Genomic DNA, 15,770 nt, shown 5'->3' with positions numbered 1-15,770 from the left:
CTATTCCCCCCCTTCTTTTTTCTTTTCATTTTTCGCTTCGTTTTTCACAAGCTTTTCTGTGAATACAGCCGCTTTATCAGGAGACATTTTGGAGAGGATCTCAGTCACTTTCTTTTTGCTTAAAGAATCTAAAATGTTGATTGCCTCTTCTTCTTTTAATTCGCTTAAAATTTTTGCAGCTTTATTGCTTTGCATGCTTTCATAAATTTTGACGACTTTTTTTCCGTCTCCTTGACCTTCGGTGTTCTTTTCTTTCTGCTCTTTTTCATCTTTTTCCGTTTTTTCGAACGAGCTGATTTTTTGTTTCAGCCTTTTAATCTCTTGATCACTCGTTTTCAAGTCACTCGTCAGCGTTTCGATTTCGCTTTTTTGTTCATCGATCGTCTTTTGGAGCTTTTCTGCTTTGTTCTCCTGCTGCTTTGCTGCGTGATCTTTGTCCTGATCCTCGCCGTTTTTCACAAGCTCTTTAACAACGGGGATTTTGGAGGCTGCATCCTGGAAATTGACGCCCAAAAGCCACATGCCGACAAACGCTGCAACGATTAAAAAGATCAGCGGAATGACGATGACAAACAAAAATGTCTGAAATTTACCGGCTTTTTTTTCTTCGGTCATCGTTTTTCTACCCCTAGCTTCCTTGAGTTATGTACTGGGCAATGGAGATATCGTCCATTTCCTTTAACTCATTTGCTTTGTTTTGCAGCGAATACATTTCAAACTGCTTTTCTTTCATTTTTTCAAATTTTTTCAGCTCGATATTTTTTTCCGTCAGATCGTGCTGTTTTTCATTCATTTCATTTCTCTTCATCATGACGAGCTTTTGATAATGGTAGATAGTCGTTTCAAGATTTGTGACAAATTGCTGATAATGCCGCATTTCCTGAACGCTCATTCCTGTCTGCATCTTGATTTCCTTGTTTTTTTCTAGCGTTTCTTTTTGGTTCATGCTTTCATACAGCTTTTCCGCGACCTTTTCGAATTCGGAAACTGAGTGCTGATATTCAGCGAATGATTGGTCTTTTTCATTTTCTTTAAGCTCGAGGAGCTTTTGAAATTTAAATGAATAAGCCATTCTTAATCCTCTCTTCCTGTAAGACTCTTTAATAAAGAAATGCTCTCTTCCAGCGACGCCGCTTCATCCACTTCCTGCTTGAGGAAGCTGATCAGCTTAGGGTGGAATTGTATGGCCTCATCAATTTCTCTGGAAGACCCTTTTTTATAGGCTCCTATGTTGATCAGGTCCTCTGAGTTTTGATAGGTTGACAGCATTTCCCTGAACCGGTTCGCTGCTCTTATATGATCTTTCCCGGCGATGTTTGACATCACCCTGCTGATGCTTTTTAAAATGTTGACTGCCGGAAACTGGCCTTTATTCGCAAGGCTCCGGTCAAGAACGATATGACCGTCCAAGATTCCCCTGACAGTATCGGCGATCGGTTCATTCATATCATCACCGTCGACAAGAACCGTATAGAAAGCAGTTATTGACCCGTTTTCCGTCGTTCCTGTTCGTTCTAAGAGCTTAGGTAAAATAGCGAACACTGAGGGTGTATAACCTTTCGTCGTCGGCGGTTCGCCCGTCGCCAGGCCGATTTCCCTCTGAGCCATGGCAACCCTTGTCACCGAGTCCATCATGAACATCACGTTTTGTCCTTTGTCGCGGAAGTACTCGGCAATCGCTGTTGCTGTATAGGCCGCTTTCAGCCGCATCAATGCCGGCTGGTCAGAAGTAGCCACTACAACGATCGTGCGCTTCAGCCCTTCTTCGCCGAGATCTTTCTCAATGAACTCCCTGACTTCGCGGCCCCGCTCTCCGACAAGAGCGATGACATTCAAGTCTGCGGCCGTCTCTCTTGCAATCATGCCCATGAGCGTGCTTTTTCCGACGCCGCTTCCGGCGAATATCCCGACACGTTGTCCTTTTCCGACGGTCAGCAGACTGTCGATTGATCTGACGCCGACCGCCATTTTTTCTCTGATTGGCGGCCTTTTCATCGGATTAGGCGGCGCCTGTTCTGTCGAAACTTGAGCCAAACCTTTCGGAAGCGTGCTGCCGTCGAGCGGATTGCCGAATGCATCGACAACTTGCCCGATCAAGCCGGAGCCGACTTTGACTCTGAGCGATTCTCCCGTCGCTTCGACAATACTGCCGGGTGCAATATTGGCCGCTTCCAAATATGGCATCAGAAGAATATTTTGGTCTTTGAAGCCGACGACCTCAGCTTTGATGGCCTTTGGCCCGTCACCTTTTGTATAGATTTTGCAGACATCGCCGATTGAGCATTCAGGTCCTTTGGATTCAATCATCAGGCCGACCGCTTGTTTGACTTTTCCGTAACGTTTGTAGGAGTCTGCGGTTTCTATACATTCAAGCAGCTGCTCAAGCATCACTGGACAACACCTGCCGTTTCAAGCAGGCTGAGCAGTTTTTGTTTCAGCTGCTGTAATTGAGTGTCGATTCCTGCATCAATTCTTCCGAAGGCCGTTTCAACATAGCACGTTCCCTTTGGCGCTTTTTCATCGGCGTATATCGCGAGATGGGCGCCATATTGGAGGAGCTGCTCAAGTTCGTTTTTGTGGCTTTGAACCTCTGTGTAATACTCCGGATCCACATAGACGGCAATGTCATCGAACTCTTTCATTTCGGACAGCACCTGTTTGACGAGGGCTGAAAAAGCTTCTTTGTCGTCAGCCTTTTGATTCCAAACTTTTTTAGCCAGCGACACGGCAAGTTCGACAATTTCTTCGGAAGATTGTTCGATTTTTTCTTCATAGTCACGCCTCGCCGCTCCGACGATGGCGTTGGCTTCATCCAAATAGGATTGATAAGTGCTTTGGGCCTCGGCCTTTCCCTGTTCAAACCCCGCTTGAAAGCCTTCTTGTTTCGCCTGGTCTATCAGCGCTTCGCGTTCTGTTTCCCAGCTTATCCTTTCCTCTTCGATTTGCCGTCTGACCTGTTCGAGTTCAGCGTTCGCTTTTTCGTATATTTTCCCTGCTTCCTGTCTGGCATGATCGAGGAGGAATTCCGGATCCTGTCCGGTATCAAGTTCAGTTTCTGTTTCAGGAAGTTTGACTTCCTTTAATGAAATCGTCCGCCTTTCTTTTGGCGGTATTGATGATAATCGCTGTTTAATAATGTTAGACAATGATATCATCTCCTCCGCCTCTGGCGATTACGATCTCACCTGCTTCTTCAAGTCTTCGGATGACGCTTACGATTCTGGATTGAGCTTCTTCTACGTCACGCAGACGCACAGGACCCATGAACTCCATTTCTTCTTTAAATGTTTCAGCCATACGCTGCGACATATTGCTGAAGACGATGTCTTTGACCTCTTCGCTGGCCACTTTGAGGGAGAGAAGCAGATCGTCGTTTTCCACATCGCGGATAACCCTTTGAATGGCGCGGTTATCAAGCGTAACGATATCTTCAAAGACGAACATCCGCTTTTTAATCTCGTCGGCAAGCTCAGGATCCTGGATTTCAAGGGAGTCAAGGATCGTTTTCTCTGTACCTCTGTCAACTCCGTTCAACACTTCGACAACGGCTTCAATGCCGCCGGTCTGCGTGTAGTCCTGAGTGAATGTGGAGGATAGCTTTTGCTCCAGAATCTGTTCGACTTCATTGATGATTTCCGGCGACGTCCTGTCCATGACAGCGATCCGTCTTGCAACCTCTGCCTGCACATCCTGATTTAGTTCTGACAATATCTGACCGGATTGCACGGGATCGAGATAAGACAGAATCAATGCGATCGTCTGCGGATGTTCATGCTGGATAAAGTTCAGAATCTGCTCGGGATCCGCTTTTCTGGCAAAATCGAACGGTCTGACTTGAAGAGACGATGTCAACCTGTTGATAATGCTGGCGGCTTTGTCTTCGCCGAGCGCTTTGTCAAGCACCTGCTTGGCGTAGTGAATGCCGCCTTGTGATATATATTCTTGAGCAATAGCCGTTTCATGAAATTCCTGAATAATTTCATCTTTTTTCTCTGGTGATACAGCTCTGACATTTGATATTTCAAGCGTCAGCCTTTCGATTTCTTCATCTGTTAAATGCTTGTAAACGGAAGCTGACACATCAAGCCCTAAGGATATCATGAGAATGGCCGCTTTTTGTTTGCCTGTAAGCCTGTCTTGTTTCATTTTTGCCATTTCAATACTCCTCCTAATCCTCGGTCAGCCAGCTGCGCAACAATTTGGCGAATTCTTCAGGCTTATCTTTCGCCATTTTTTCAAGCTGTTTTCGTCTGACAGTTTCTTCCGTCTCTTTTTCATTGTTCACATCAGCAACACGAATCGGTTCCTGAGGCGTTTCATACCATTCTTCCTCGTATTCGTCATCTCTATTTTTACGTCTTCTGACAAGCCAGATGATGAGGCCGATTACAGCAACAAGCGCTGCTCCGCCTGCGATGTAAATCCACATCGGTATGCCGCCTGTTTCCGTTCCTTCATCGATTGTCTGCTTGCCGTCGAACGATTGGACAGAAACAACGATTTTATTTTCAATATCCTCATCTGTCAGCGGCTCTTCTTCATACTTCTTGTCGATCGATGTTTTCACAATGGTTGAGAGGATTTTTTTAATATCATCTTCTCTTTCAGCGGGCAGTGACTGCGGGTTCTTCGCATCAGGCGGTTCAACCATGACCTGGACGCCCAGATCTCTGATTTTGTACGGACTTTCGGCGATTTCTTTATGGATTTTGTTGACTTCATTGTTGATTCGTTCTTCGCTTTTTTCGTAGTCTCCGTTGCCTGTTCCGCCTTCTGTCTCCGCATAGTTTGTTACATCGTTTTCACCTGTTCCGTTGACGCCTCCAGCTTGCGCTCCCTGTCCGGAATACGTTTCACTGACGCGCTCTGCGCTGACCGTGATCCCTTCCATATTTTCTTTGTCGACAGGTTCAACCAGATCTTCCGTCCTGTTTTCTTTTGTGAAGTCGATGTCGGATGTGACGGATACAACTACTTTATCCTGTCCCATCATCGTGCCGAGCATGGTTTGAATTTGTCTCTGCAGGTCCTTTTCGATCTGAGCTTTGACTTGCCTTTGTGAAGAGTAGCTGTCAGCGTATGAACCTGAATCTTTGCCGGTTTGATCGTAATACGTGGAGTTTTGATCCATGATCACGATGTTTTCCGGATCAAGGTTCGGCACGCTTTTCGATACGAGATGATAAAGGCCGTTGATTTCATTTTGATCAAGCGTGTGGCCGGGCTTCACCTGAAGAACAATCGAAGCGGATGCTTCCGGCTTTTCCTCTCCGACAAAGACGGATTCCTTCGGCAGGTTAATCATGACCTTTGAATCTTTAATCCCGTCTATTCCTTTGATGAGGTTGGAAAGCTCGGTTTGCGTTGCTTTCACTTTCAATACGTCAAATTCGTTGTCCGTCATACCGAAACCGGCATTTTGACCAAAGAACGAATAATCGATGCTTCCGCTTTTCGGAAGACCCTCTGCCGCAAGATCGACTTTCAGCCCGTCGACTTTTTCTTCCGGAACTTTAATGACTGAACCGTCAGCTGCAACCTCAGATGGAACACCTTTTTCATCGAGCACTTTTTTGATTTGGCCGGTTTCTTCAGCTGACAAGTCTTTATAGAGCGGCACCATTTTATTCGACGAAGCAACAATTCCAATGATGATTGACAGGATCACTGCCAGAGCGACGATGCCGATCATCAAAAACTTCTGCAGCTTTGATCTGTTTTTCCAAAAATCTGTTATTTTCGTTTTGATTTGCAATAAAGTACGATTCATCTTACTCCCCCGGTAGTTACACTAATTCTCTTCGCTTTCAGACTCCTTTCTTACATTTGCATTCTCATGATTTCCTGATAAGCTTCAACCGCTTTGTTGCGGAATTCCGTCGCAGCCGTCAATGTAATATTTGCCTTCTGGGCTGCAACCATCACTTCATCAAGGTTGACATCCTGACCGAGAGCAAGCGCGTTTGTCAGTTTATCAGATTCATTTTGAGATTGATTCAAAGCATTGATAGAATCTTTCAGCACGTTGGAAAAGCTGACTTGGTTCTCTGAACCGTCCTGCTTGTTCGTGATCTGATTTGTTGCATTCGTTCCCGCCTGCACGGGTTGAATTCCAAATGGAGAGATTCCATTAACCATTCGTGTCATCACCCTACTTTCCGATTTCTAGTGCTTTCATCAGCATTCCTTTTGTCGCGTTCATCGCTGTGACATTCGCTTCATATGACCTTGTGCTGCCCATTAAATCAACCATCTCTTTTAGCGGATCGACATTCGGCATCTGCACGTATCCGTCTTCGTTTGCGTCGGGATGCGTCGGATCATAAACGAGTTTAAACGGTGTTTTGTCTTCGGTGATCTTGGTCACCTTTACCCCTTCACCGACTCTCGCCGATGCATTCATCGATGATTGGAGCACGGATGAAAAAGATTCGCCTTTCGGAGCCGTCGATACAAGCTTTCTTCTATACGGCTGCCACTGTCCGTCGACCAGCTTCGCTCTTGTTGTGTCCATGTTTGCCAGGTTGGAAGAAACGGTATCCATTCTGACTCTCTGTGCAGTCAACGCCGAAGCTGAGATGTTGATGCTATTGAATACCCCCATTATTTACCTCCTGTAATCGCGGTCCGCAGTGAGTTGAATTTGCCGCTTATTCTTTCAACCAGCGCTTGATACTGGATTTGATTTTTCGCCATTTCACTCATTTCCTGATCAACGTCCACGTTGTTCCCGTTTTCCTGATAACTTGTATTCTTTCTCGACACAACTGAATAATTTGACTCATTCCCTTTGAAGTCAATGTGTCTATAGTCTGTTTTTATAGCGTTAATTCGGGAGGACTCCTCATTCAGCACATTTTTGAAGGATACTTTTTTCGCCTTGTAGTTCGGTGTGTCTACATTGGCCAGATTGTTCGTTATGACTTTTTGCTTAATGTTCGCTTGATTCAAGGCTCCCTCTAGTCTATGTATTGTTCCTGAAAATATATCCATCGCCAAATACCTCCAATCTTTTTCCATCTGTCTCAAAATCTTGTCGAGAATTGTAAAAACCATAAGCCTATTGTAAGGAATAATAGGCTTAAAGTCTATGATCTGGACGCAAAAAAAAATCGTAATAAATATCTATTTTGCGAATAGGTATTTCGACCTAGATTATAAGAACTATGTAATGTTACGTTTGTTAAAGTTTCAAAACATTATGTTAGTATATTTTTTATTCAAGCAACGCATTGATTCAGCACCGCATTTTAGTTGTTTTTGATATGAAAAAATTACGATAATATAGTTTAAAATGTGAAATAAAAAAAGCCGCAGAACGGCATGTTCTGCGGCTTTCGTCTTTTAATGAGACTTTAGTTTTTCTAATTCCATTAAAAATTTGTTGTTCAGGACTTTAATGTATGTGCCTTTCATCCCTAATGACCTTGATTCAATGACACCGGCGCTTTCAAGTTTGCGCAGCGCATTGACAATGACCGAGCGGGTGATGCCGACGCGGTCTGCAATTTTACTTGCGACAAGCAGACCTTCATTTCCGTCAAGCTCTTCAAAAATATGTTCAATTGCTTCAAGCTCACTGTAAGATAATGAACTGATCGCCATTTGAACGACCGCTTTGCTGCGTGCTTCCTCTTCGATCTCTTCAGCTTTCTCTCTGAGAATTTCCATTCCTACGACCGTTGCGCCATATTCAGCAAGGATCAGATCGTCATCCTCGAATTTCTCCTGAAGGCGGGACAGAATCAAGGTGCCGAGTCTTTCGCCCCCTCCGATGATCGGAACGACTGTGGTCAGACCCGCTTGGAACAAATCGCGGTTTTCCACAGGGAAAGCCGTATATTCGCTGTTAATGTCAAGGTTGGATGAAGTTTCCGGAATGTTGAACAGGCTTTTTGTATAGTCTTCAGGAAACTGGCGCTCTTCAAGCATTTTTTTCATCCGGTCATTTTCGATCTGCTGGTTGATCGAGAAACCGAGAAGCTTTCCTCTGCGGCTGACAACGAAAATGTTCGAATCAATCACATCGCGAAGCGTTTCGGCCATTTCTTTAAAATTAACCGGCTTCCCTGCCGCATTTTGCAGCATTGCATTAATCTTTCTTGTTTTTTGTAATAAAGCCATAATAAATTGATCCTCCTAAATTACTCTTATTTAATTGTTTATAAAATAAACTGGCTTAAATCCTTATTCTTAGCGATCGAACCGAGCTTTTCTTCAACATATTGAGGCGTGATGACAACTTCCTCCATCATCACATCCGGAGCCTCGAATGACAGTTCTTCCAAAAGCCGTTCCAAAATGGTGTGAAGCCTTCTCGCCCCGATATTGTCTGTGTCCTGGTTCACATGATAAGCCACTTCTGCAATCTTACGAATAGCATCGTCAGAAAATTCAAGAGATATACCTTCCGTCTTCAATAAAGCCTTATACTGCTTTAGAAGAGCGTTGTCAGGCTCAGTTAAGATTTTCACAAAATCATCGATGCTCAGCTTTTGAAGCTCAACGCGGATCGGAAAGCGTCCCTGCAGCTCTGGAATTAGATCTGAAGGCTTCGCCATATGGAATGCACCTGCAGCGATGAACAGCACGTGATCCGTTTTGACCGCACCGTACTTTGTCATGACGGTAGAGCCTTCTACAATCGGAAGAATATCGCGCTGCACGCCCTCTCTTGAGACGTCGGCCGATGAAGAAGCACCGCTCTTTTTGGCGATTTTATCGATCTCATCGATAAAGATGATTCCCGACTGTTCGGCTCTCAGGACGGCCTCCTGGGCAGCTTCGTCCATATCGATGAGCTTTGCCGCTTCTTCATTCGTCAGCACTTTTCGTGCTTCCCTAACCGTCAGCTTGCGGCGCTTTTTCTTTTTCGGCATCAGGCTGCTGAGCGCATCCTGCATGTTCATGCCCATCTGTTCCATACCCGAGCCTTGGAGCATATCAAACATGGATGGCTGCTGCTCCTCCACCTCCACGGTGACATAATGGTCTTCAAGCTCGCCGAGAGCAAGCTGATGTGCAATCCGCTTCCGATTGTTTTCGATATCCGTGTCTTCATGCTTTTCCGCTTCATTCGTCTCTTGATCCTGATTTCCGCCAAACAGCATTTCAAAAGGATTTTTCGCACCTGACTGTTTTTTCCTTCCCGGTACAAGCAGGCGGACGAGGCGTTTATTTGCGTTTTCTTCGGCGATGCCTTTCACTTCGTTCATTTTTTCCTCTTTGACGAGGCGGATTGACGTTTCCACAAGATCCCTGACCATCGATTCAACATCTCTGCCCACATAACCGACTTCCGTGAACTTCGTCGCTTCGATTTTGACGAACGGAGCGCCGACGAGCTTCGCGATTCGTCTTGCAATCTCGGTTTTTCCCACACCTGTCGGACCCATCATCAATATGTTTTTCGGAACGATTTCTTCGCGCAGTTTTTCATCAAGAAGACTTCTTCTGTAGCGGTTCCTCAATGCCACGGCGACCGCTTTTTTCGCATCGAGCTGGCCGACGATGTATTGATCAAGCCTTTCGACGATCTGCCTAGGAGTCAGCGGCTTTTTTTCCATATGCCTCATATCCTTTCTATTCAAGTTCTTCTACAATGATCTGATCGTTCGTATACACACAGATTTCGCCCGCGGTTTCAAGTGAGGCCCTCGCAATCGCTCTTGCGTCAAGCTGGCCGCCTGCATGACGTTTCAACGCCCTTCCGGCTGCCAGGGCATAGTTTCCGCCTGAGCCGATCGCCAAAATGCCGTCGTCAGGTTCAATCACCTCGCCTGTTCCGGAAACGAGCAGCATGCTGTCAGCGTTCATGACGATCAGCATCGCCTCAAGCTTTCTGAGGACTTTATCGCTTCGCCACTCTTTTGCAAGCTCGACTGCCGCACGCTGTAAATTGCCGTTGTACTCTTCAAGCTTCGCTTCAAACATTTCAAAGAGAGTGAAAGCGTCCGCAACAGAACCGGCAAAGCCGGCAATGACTTTCCCGTTGAAGAGCTTTCTTACCTTTCTAGCGGTATGCTTCATGACGACAGCCTGACCGAACGTAACCTGGCCGTCTCCCGCCATCGCGCTTTTTCCGTTGTGCTGGACGGCGAATATCGTCGTTGCGTGAAAAGATGACATAAAAGAACCTCCTTTATTTCCCTTTATGTGCCCGAGGGTGATGAGACATATATGTCTTTCTGAGCATATCTTTAGATACATGCGTATACACCTGGGTTGAAGAAAGGTTTGAATGCCCAAGCAGTTCCTGAACGCTCCTGAGATCCGCACCCTCATTTAACAAATGGGTGGCAAAAGTATGGCGGAGCATATGCGGATGTATATGTAATGTACCCGAAGTCTTCTTGACCAGTTCTCCCAAAATGTAACGAACCCCCCTCGGGGTTAAGGGCCCGCCCCTTTGATTCAAAAAAATAAAAGGGCAGGGCTCTTTCGCTTTTAACAGAAGGATGCGTCTTCCATTTTGCAAATACAGATCCAAAGCCTCCCGGGCGAATGAACCAAATGGAATATACCTTTGCTTCCTGCCTTTCCCGTGAACCAAAACCGTATCTAAAAACAGATCCAAATCAGATTCCTTCAGGCTGCAAAGTTCGCTTACCCGCATGCCTGTTGCGTAAAGAAGTTCCAAGAGCGCCTGATTTCTTTGGCCGAGCGGTGTACTCAGGTCCGAAACCTCAAACAGTTCTTCAAGTTCTTTTTCATATAAAAACTTTGGAATCCGTTTATCCTGTTTCGGAAGACTGACAAGCAGAAACGGGTTTTCTTTTACCATCTTTTCCCTTAATAAAAATTTATAGAAGCTTCGCAGAGCCGAAATTTTCTTGCTGATCGTCCTGCGAGTAAGCCCTTTTTCATGCGCTTCCGTCAAGAAAATCCTCACATCCGGATAAGTCACGTCTTCAAAACCTTTTATGCCCTGAACGTGTAAAAAGCGTTCAAAGTCTTCAATGGAAGAAATGTAACCCACAATTGTATATTTTGAATAATTCTTTTCTATTTGTAAATATTCAATGAATAAAGTTAAAAAATTCTTAACATTTGCCATCATTACACCTCTTCGAAAAGGGCTTTTAAATGTTATCACATAACAAGTTCATCTGGCAATGAATAACTATAGCGTTTTCGAAATATTTTGAATTGTCTCCAATGCGCGCGAAGCATACTGTTCGTTTCGTTCCTGCTTGTTTTTAATTTTAACCCCCAATTCCTTGAACAGACCGAAGTTCGCATTCATCGGCTGGAAGTTTTTCTTGTTTGTTTCCGTGATGTAATGGGCCATGCTGCCGATCGCTGTTTCATTTGAAAAAGTGACCGGTTCTTTTCCCTGGATGAGCCGAGCCGCATTTATTCCGGCAACAAGACCTGAAGCCGCTGATTCAACATACCCTTCAACACCTGTCATTTGGCCGGCGAAAAACAGATCATCCCGTTTTTTAAACTGGTAGGTCGCTTTTAAAAGACTCGGCGAGTTGATGAACGTATTTCTGTGCATTACGCCGTAGCGGACGATTTCAGCTTGTTCCAATCCCGGAATGAGGCGGAGCACTTCCTTTTGGTCGCCCCATTTGAGGTGGGTCTGAAAACCGACGATATTGTAAAGCGTGCCGGCTGCATCATCTTGGCGCAGCTGGACAACGGCGTATGGACGCTTTCCTGTTTTGGGATCTTCGAGTCCGACAGGCTTCATCGGGCCGAACAGCATCGTTTTTTTGCCGCGCTTCGCCATGACTTCAATCGGCATGCAGCCTTCAAAGAAGATTTCCTTTTCAAATTCTTTCAATGGAACAGTTTCCGCAGACACAAGGGCGTCATAAAACCTGTCAAACTCTTCTTCAGTCATCGGACAGTTCAAATACGCTGCCTCCCCTTTGTCATAGCGGGATTTCAAATAAACTTTATCCATGTCAAGGCTGTCTTTTTCAACAATCGGCGCAGCGGCGTCATAAAAGTACAGATAGTCTTCGCCTGTCAGCTCCCGGAGCTTTGCGGAAAGCGCTTCTGACGTCAGCGGTCCTGTCGCAATAATTGTCGGTCCTTCCGGTATTTCCGTAACTTCTTCATTAAGCACGGCGACATTCGGATGATTCTTTACTTTTTCGGTAACGTTTGCGGCAAATTCATGCCTGTCTACGGCAAGCGCACCGCCGGCAGGAACAGAACATTCGTCAGCAGCAGCGATGATGGCCGAGTCAAGAACCCGCATTTCTTCCTTTAATACACCGACAGCGTTCGTTAATGCATTCGCCCGTAGCGAGTTGCTGCAGACAAGTTCTGCAAATTTATCTGTATGGTGTGCCGGCGTTTGCTTAACAGGTCTCATTTCGTATAAACGGACATTGATACCGCGCTTGGCAAGCTGCCATGCCGCTTCGCTTCCGGCAAGTCCTGCACCGATGACATTTACTGTTTGATTCATATTCACATCTCCTAATTTATGAGTTGACTTCATCTTTTAACACAACAAAGAAGGTGAGCAAAGCCCTGCTCACCGCTACTTTTGTTGTTCTTCCTTATAATCGCAATTCACGCACTGCACTTGAACGCCTTTTTTGAGCTTTTTCTCCACAAGCATGTCCTCACATTTCGGACATTTCCGTTCAAGCGGTTTATCCCATGATACGAATTCACATTCAGGATAGCGGTCACAGCCGTAAAAAATGCGGCGTTTTTTCGATTTGCGCTCGACGATGTTGCCGGTTTTGCATGAAGGACATTTGACGCCGATCTCTTTTACAATCGGCTTGGTGTTGCGGCAGTCGGGAAAATTGGAGCAGGCCATAAATTTGCCGTAGCGGCCCATTTTATAGACCATCGGATGACCGCACTCTTCACAGTCCACACCCGCATACTCCGGTTCGATTTCCACTTCCTGCATCTCGGCTTCCGCCTTTTCAACGCGTTTTTCAAAGTCCTTGTAAAAGGAATCGATGATCTGCACCCATTGAATGTTTCCGTCTTCAACGCCATCGAGCTCTTTCTCCATTTTGGCGGTGAACTCAACATTAATGATCTCAGGGAAAAACTCCATGATCAAGTCAAGCACGATCTGACCGAGCTCAGTCGGGATAAAGCGTTTGTTATCAAGGGCGACATACCCGCGCTTTTGAATTGTGTCAAGCGTCGGCGCGTATGTGGACGGCCGACCGATTCCCAGCTCTTCAAGCGTTTTGACCAGCCTTGCTTCCGTATAGCGCGGAGGCGGCTGTGTGAAGTGCTGTTCGGGATCGATATCTTTTGAAAGAACGGTGTCGCCTTCAGCGAGATCCGGAAGCATCTTATTTTTCTCTTCCATCTGATCGTCTTTTCCTTCAACGTACACCTTCATGAAACCTGAAAACTTGACTTTACTGCCGTTCGCCCGAAATGTCAACCCGTTGTTTTCAAGGTCGACGCTCATCGTATCGAGTGTCGCCGGTGCCATCTGGCTTGCGACAAAGCGCTCCCAGATCAGCTTGTATAGCCGAAGCTGGTCTCTTCCCAATACCGCCTTCAGATCGGAAGGCTTTCTGAGCACCGAGGTCGGCCTGATCGCTTCGTGGGCATCCTGGGCGTTTTCATTCTTTTTGGCAGGCTTTCGCTTGCTCCCCAAAAATTCTTTTCCGTACTGTTCGCCGATGAATGATGCCGCTTCTTCTTGAGCTGTATTCGAGATGCGGGTTGAATCCGTTCTCATATAGGTGATTAACCCGACCGTTCCTTCTTTGCCGAGATCGATTCCTTCATAAAGCTGCTGGGCGATCATCATCGTTTTCTTTGCCCGGAAATTTAATTTACGCGCCGCTTCCTGCTGAAGCGTCGATGTCGTAAACGGGAGCGCAGGGTTCCGCTTCCGTTCTTTTTTCGTAACCTTTTTGACCTCAAATTTGTTCCCTTTGATCTGGGAAAGGATTTGCTTTACATCTTCTTCGCTTTTCAGCTGGTGCTTTTCGCCGTTTATTCCGAAGAAGCTCGCTTCAAACGTTTCTTTGCCTTTGAGAAAAGACCCTTCAATGGTCCAATATTCTTCAGGTTTAAAATCGTTGATTTCTTTTTCCCTGTCAATGATAAGGCGGAGCGCAACAGATTGGACACGTCCCGCACTCAAGCCTTTTTTTACTTTTTTCCATAAAATCGGGCTGATTTTGTACCCGACAAGGCGGTCCAGAATTCTTCTCGCCTGCTGGGCGTCGACAAGATCCATATTGATCATGCGCGGATGCTTAAATGAATCTTTGATCGCATCTTTTGTAATTTCATTAAATACGACGCGGCAGTCGGAATTCAGGTCCAAATCAAGGCTGTGCGCCAAATGCCACGCGATCGCTTCCCCTTCCCTGTCGGGGTCGGCTGCGAGATAGACTTTTTTTGCCTTTTTGGCGGCCGTTTTTAATTCTTTCAACACGGGGCCTTTCCCGCGGATCGTAATGTATTTTGGTTCAAAGTTCTGCTCGATGTCAACGCCCATCTGGCTTTTCGGCAAGTCTCTGACGTGTCCCATCGAAGCTTTCACTTTATATTTTTTTCCTAAGTATCGCTCAATCGTTTTTGCCTTTGCAGGCGATTCCACGATGACTAAGTATTCGGACATAACATTATCCCCCTCAAGAGGTGTTCTCTCTCTTTTCAATTTAGCCTTTTATTGTATTCAGCATAATCGTCGTTTATATAAACATTATTTTTACGAAAAGTGTCTGATTTAATCCTTTATATGTTGAACGCCGATTAAAGCGTTTAAACTTGAAATCCTCACTATTATTAAATATTACAATACAGTTTGTCAAACGATAATTCTAAACCGGTTCTATATATTGAGTGCGTGAAGGCGGCAGTTCGCTCAAAATATCTTCTATATTCAATACGAGTTTCGCCCCTTCCTGGATCAGCCTTGAAGGACCGAACGAGCTGGCGTCAAAGATCGGACCCGGCACCGCGAACACCTCCCGCCCCTGCTCTAGGGCCTGATATGCGGTGATGAGCGACCCGCTCTTTTCCTTTCCCTGGACGACAACGATTCCTTCCGTTAATCCGCTGATCAGCCGATTTCGCATCGGAAAGTGCCATTTTTGAGGTTTAACGTCGGGAGGGTGCTCTGATACCAGCAGGTGGTTTTCGGCCATTTGACCGGCAAGCTGGCGGTGTTCACGGGGATATATGCTGTTGAATCCGCCCGCGATGACGCCGATTGTCCTTCCTTTTGAACGGATGCTCTCCTGATGGGCAAGACCGTCAATTCCTTTTGCAAGGCCGCTGACGATCGTCCAGCTTTTTTTGCAAAGCTCCCTGACAAGGTGAACCGCTGCTCTTTTTCCGTATAATGACGGGCTGCGGGTTCCGACGATTCCGATCAGTCTTTGTTCATGGAGAAGTTTAACGTTTCCTTTTAAAAAAAGGACGGGAGGCGGGTCATGAATGGTTTTCAGGCTGGCTGGATAATCGGGGGAACATATGGCGGTCATGCGGACACCGGCTGCTTCGTAAGAACGGATGAGCTGTTTAACATTAGACAGTTCTTGTTCCGCCAGTTTTCGTATGGAGCACAAGTCTGATCTTTTTAATGAAAGCTTCGTTAAAAGATGGTTTTTTTCGCCCGTAAGAGACAAGGAAGGATCCTGCTTCCACCACTTGGTCAGCAGAGAAGGGGAGAGTGTGCCGCGAAGGCGGAGCAATATCAAAAGCTCGCTGCTTTCGTTCATTCAAAAACCTCCAAACATTTTTAAAACAAAACAATATGAAAGTACTAAACGATTTAACCAGTTATGAAAAAGCAGGAATAGACCAAT

The 15,770-nt window shown here is 45.8% G+C and carries 16 protein-coding genes; all 16 read right to left on the bottom strand.

Going from position 1 to position 15,770, the window contains the following annotated elements; genetic code table 11:
- The 16 genes from KI350_RS04810 to dprA all read right to left on the bottom strand — a co-directional run bounded on the left by KI350_RS04810 (position 1) and on the right by dprA (position 15,683).
- A complete protein-coding gene (locus tag KI350_RS04810) occupies positions 1-615 on the bottom strand; it encodes a MotE family protein (RefSeq protein ID WP_023857208.1) in 615 nt (204 codons plus the stop codon).
- Positions 616-628: 13 nt separating this feature from the next.
- Positions 629-1,072, bottom strand: coding sequence for a flagellar export protein FliJ (gene fliJ, locus KI350_RS04805; RefSeq protein WP_020451394.1), 444 nt, complete (start codon positions 1,070-1,072; stop codon positions 629-631).
- Between the two features lie 2 nt (positions 1,073-1,074).
- A complete protein-coding gene (gene fliI, locus KI350_RS04800) occupies positions 1,075-2,388 on the bottom strand; it encodes a flagellar protein export ATPase FliI (RefSeq protein WP_031305149.1) in 1,314 nt (437 codons plus the stop codon).
- The gene (fliH, locus tag KI350_RS04795; protein WP_020451392.1) at positions 2,388-3,155 is read right to left on the bottom strand and encodes a flagellar assembly protein FliH; all 768 of its coding nucleotides are present in this window, start codon (positions 3,153-3,155) and stop codon (positions 2,388-2,390) included. The genes fliI and fliH overlap by 1 nt, the downstream gene beginning before the upstream one ends.
- On the bottom strand, positions 3,139-4,155 hold the full coding sequence (gene fliG, locus KI350_RS04790; protein ID WP_020451391.1) for a flagellar motor switch protein FliG: 1,017 nt from the start codon (positions 4,153-4,155) through the stop codon (positions 3,139-3,141). The genes fliH and fliG overlap by 17 nt, the downstream gene beginning before the upstream one ends.
- A 13-nt stretch (positions 4,156-4,168) precedes the next feature.
- Positions 4,169-5,770 carry a flagellar basal-body MS-ring/collar protein FliF gene (gene fliF, locus KI350_RS04785; protein WP_020451390.1) on the bottom strand — a complete coding sequence of 534 codons (1,602 nt, stop codon included), beginning with the start codon at positions 5,768-5,770 and terminating at the stop codon, positions 4,169-4,171.
- Between the two features lie 50 nt (positions 5,771-5,820).
- Positions 5,821-6,138, bottom strand: coding sequence for a flagellar hook-basal body complex protein FliE (fliE, locus tag KI350_RS04780; protein WP_020451389.1), 318 nt, complete (start codon positions 6,136-6,138; stop codon positions 5,821-5,823).
- A 13-nt stretch (positions 6,139-6,151) separates the two neighbouring features.
- Positions 6,152-6,604, bottom strand: coding sequence for a flagellar basal body rod protein FlgC (gene flgC, locus KI350_RS04775; protein WP_025811385.1), 453 nt, complete (start codon positions 6,602-6,604; stop codon positions 6,152-6,154).
- On the bottom strand, positions 6,604-6,993 hold the full coding sequence (flgB, locus tag KI350_RS04770) for a flagellar basal body rod protein FlgB (protein WP_020451387.1): 390 nt from the start codon (positions 6,991-6,993) through the stop codon (positions 6,604-6,606). Before flgB ends, flgC begins: the two co-directional genes overlap by 1 nt.
- Positions 6,994-7,344: 351 nt before the next feature.
- Positions 7,345-8,124: a GTP-sensing pleiotropic transcriptional regulator CodY gene (gene codY, locus KI350_RS04765; RefSeq protein WP_003181756.1), complete on the bottom strand. Its 780-nt coding sequence runs from the start codon at positions 8,122-8,124 to the stop codon at positions 7,345-7,347.
- A gap of 38 nt (positions 8,125-8,162) precedes the next feature.
- Entirely contained in the window at positions 8,163-9,566 is a 1,404-nt protein-coding gene (gene hslU, locus KI350_RS04760; protein WP_025811384.1) for an ATP-dependent protease ATPase subunit HslU, read from the bottom strand.
- A gap of 16 nt (positions 9,567-9,582) precedes the next feature.
- Positions 9,583-10,128 carry an ATP-dependent protease subunit HslV gene (hslV, locus tag KI350_RS04755; RefSeq protein WP_020451384.1) on the bottom strand — a complete coding sequence of 182 codons (546 nt, stop codon included), beginning with the start codon at positions 10,126-10,128 and terminating at the stop codon, positions 9,583-9,585.
- Between the two features lie 13 nt (positions 10,129-10,141).
- A complete protein-coding gene (gene xerC, locus KI350_RS04750) occupies positions 10,142-11,056 on the bottom strand; it encodes a tyrosine recombinase XerC (RefSeq protein ID WP_065644127.1) in 915 nt (304 codons plus the stop codon).
- 66 nt (positions 11,057-11,122) lie between these two features.
- Positions 11,123-12,427, bottom strand: a complete 1,305-nt coding sequence (gene trmFO, locus KI350_RS04745) for an FADH(2)-oxidizing methylenetetrahydrofolate--tRNA-(uracil(54)-C(5))-methyltransferase TrmFO (protein ID WP_065644126.1) — start codon at positions 12,425-12,427, stop codon at positions 11,123-11,125.
- Between the two features lie 75 nt (positions 12,428-12,502).
- Entirely contained in the window at positions 12,503-14,578 is a 2,076-nt protein-coding gene (gene topA / locus KI350_RS04740) for a type I DNA topoisomerase (RefSeq protein ID WP_065644125.1), read from the bottom strand.
- A 202-nt stretch (positions 14,579-14,780) separates the two neighbouring features.
- Positions 14,781-15,683, bottom strand: a complete 903-nt coding sequence (gene dprA, locus KI350_RS04735) for a DNA-processing protein DprA (protein WP_065644124.1) — start codon at positions 15,681-15,683, stop codon at positions 14,781-14,783.
- Between the last annotated feature and the right edge of the window lie 87 nt (positions 15,684-15,770).

It is taken from the genome of Bacillus sp. J41TS8 (genome assembly GCF_018333035.1).
GTDB classification, from domain to species: domain Bacteria; phylum Bacillota; class Bacilli; order Bacillales; family Bacillaceae; genus Bacillus; species Bacillus paralicheniformis.
This window is presented reverse-complemented; position numbering and strand designations above follow the sequence as displayed.

What these genes read in the sequence shown, in the direction of transcription:
- KI350_RS04810 (WP_023857208.1), bottom strand. Translation starts at nt 615, where the DNA reads ATGACCGAAGAAAAAAAAGCCGGTAAATTTCAGACATTTTTGTTTGTC.
- fliJ (WP_020451394.1), bottom strand. Translation starts at nt 1,072, where the DNA reads ATGGCTTATTCATTTAAATTTCAAAAGCTCCTCGAGCTTAAAGAAAAT.
- fliI (WP_031305149.1), bottom strand. Translation starts at nt 2,388, where the DNA reads ATGCTTGAGCAGCTGCTTGAATGTATAGAAACCGCAGACTCCTACAAA.
- fliH (WP_020451392.1), bottom strand. Translation starts at nt 3,155, where the DNA reads ATGATATCATTGTCTAACATTATTAAACAGCGATTATCATCAATACCG.
- fliG (WP_020451391.1), bottom strand. Translation starts at nt 4,155, where the DNA reads ATGGCAAAAATGAAACAAGACAGGCTTACAGGCAAACAAAAAGCGGCC.
- fliF (WP_020451390.1), bottom strand. Translation starts at nt 5,770, where the DNA reads ATGAATCGTACTTTATTGCAAATCAAAACGAAAATAACAGATTTTTGG.
- fliE (WP_020451389.1), bottom strand. Translation starts at nt 6,138, where the DNA reads ATGGTTAATGGAATCTCTCCATTTGGAATTCAACCCGTGCAGGCGGGA.
- flgC (WP_025811385.1), bottom strand. Translation starts at nt 6,604, where the DNA reads ATGGGGGTATTCAATAGCATCAACATCTCAGCTTCGGCGTTGACTGCA.
- flgB (WP_020451387.1), bottom strand. Translation starts at nt 6,993, where the DNA reads ATGGATATATTTTCAGGAACAATACATAGACTAGAGGGAGCCTTGAAT.
- codY (WP_003181756.1), bottom strand. Translation starts at nt 8,124, where the DNA reads ATGGCTTTATTACAAAAAACAAGAAAGATTAATGCAATGCTGCAAAAT.
- hslU (WP_025811384.1), bottom strand. Translation starts at nt 9,566, where the DNA reads ATGGAAAAAAAGCCGCTGACTCCTAGGCAGATCGTCGAAAGGCTTGAT.
- hslV (WP_020451384.1), bottom strand. Translation starts at nt 10,128, where the DNA reads ATGTCATCTTTTCACGCAACGACGATATTCGCCGTCCAGCACAACGGA.
- xerC (WP_065644127.1), bottom strand. Translation starts at nt 11,056, where the DNA reads ATGGCAAATGTTAAGAATTTTTTAACTTTATTCATTGAATATTTACAA.
- trmFO (WP_065644126.1), bottom strand. Translation starts at nt 12,427, where the DNA reads ATGAATCAAACAGTAAATGTCATCGGTGCAGGACTTGCCGGAAGCGAA.
- topA (WP_065644125.1), bottom strand. Translation starts at nt 14,578, where the DNA reads ATGTCCGAATACTTAGTCATCGTGGAATCGCCTGCAAAGGCAAAAACG.
- dprA (WP_065644124.1), bottom strand. Translation starts at nt 15,683, where the DNA reads ATGAACGAAAGCAGCGAGCTTTTGATATTGCTCCGCCTTCGCGGCACA.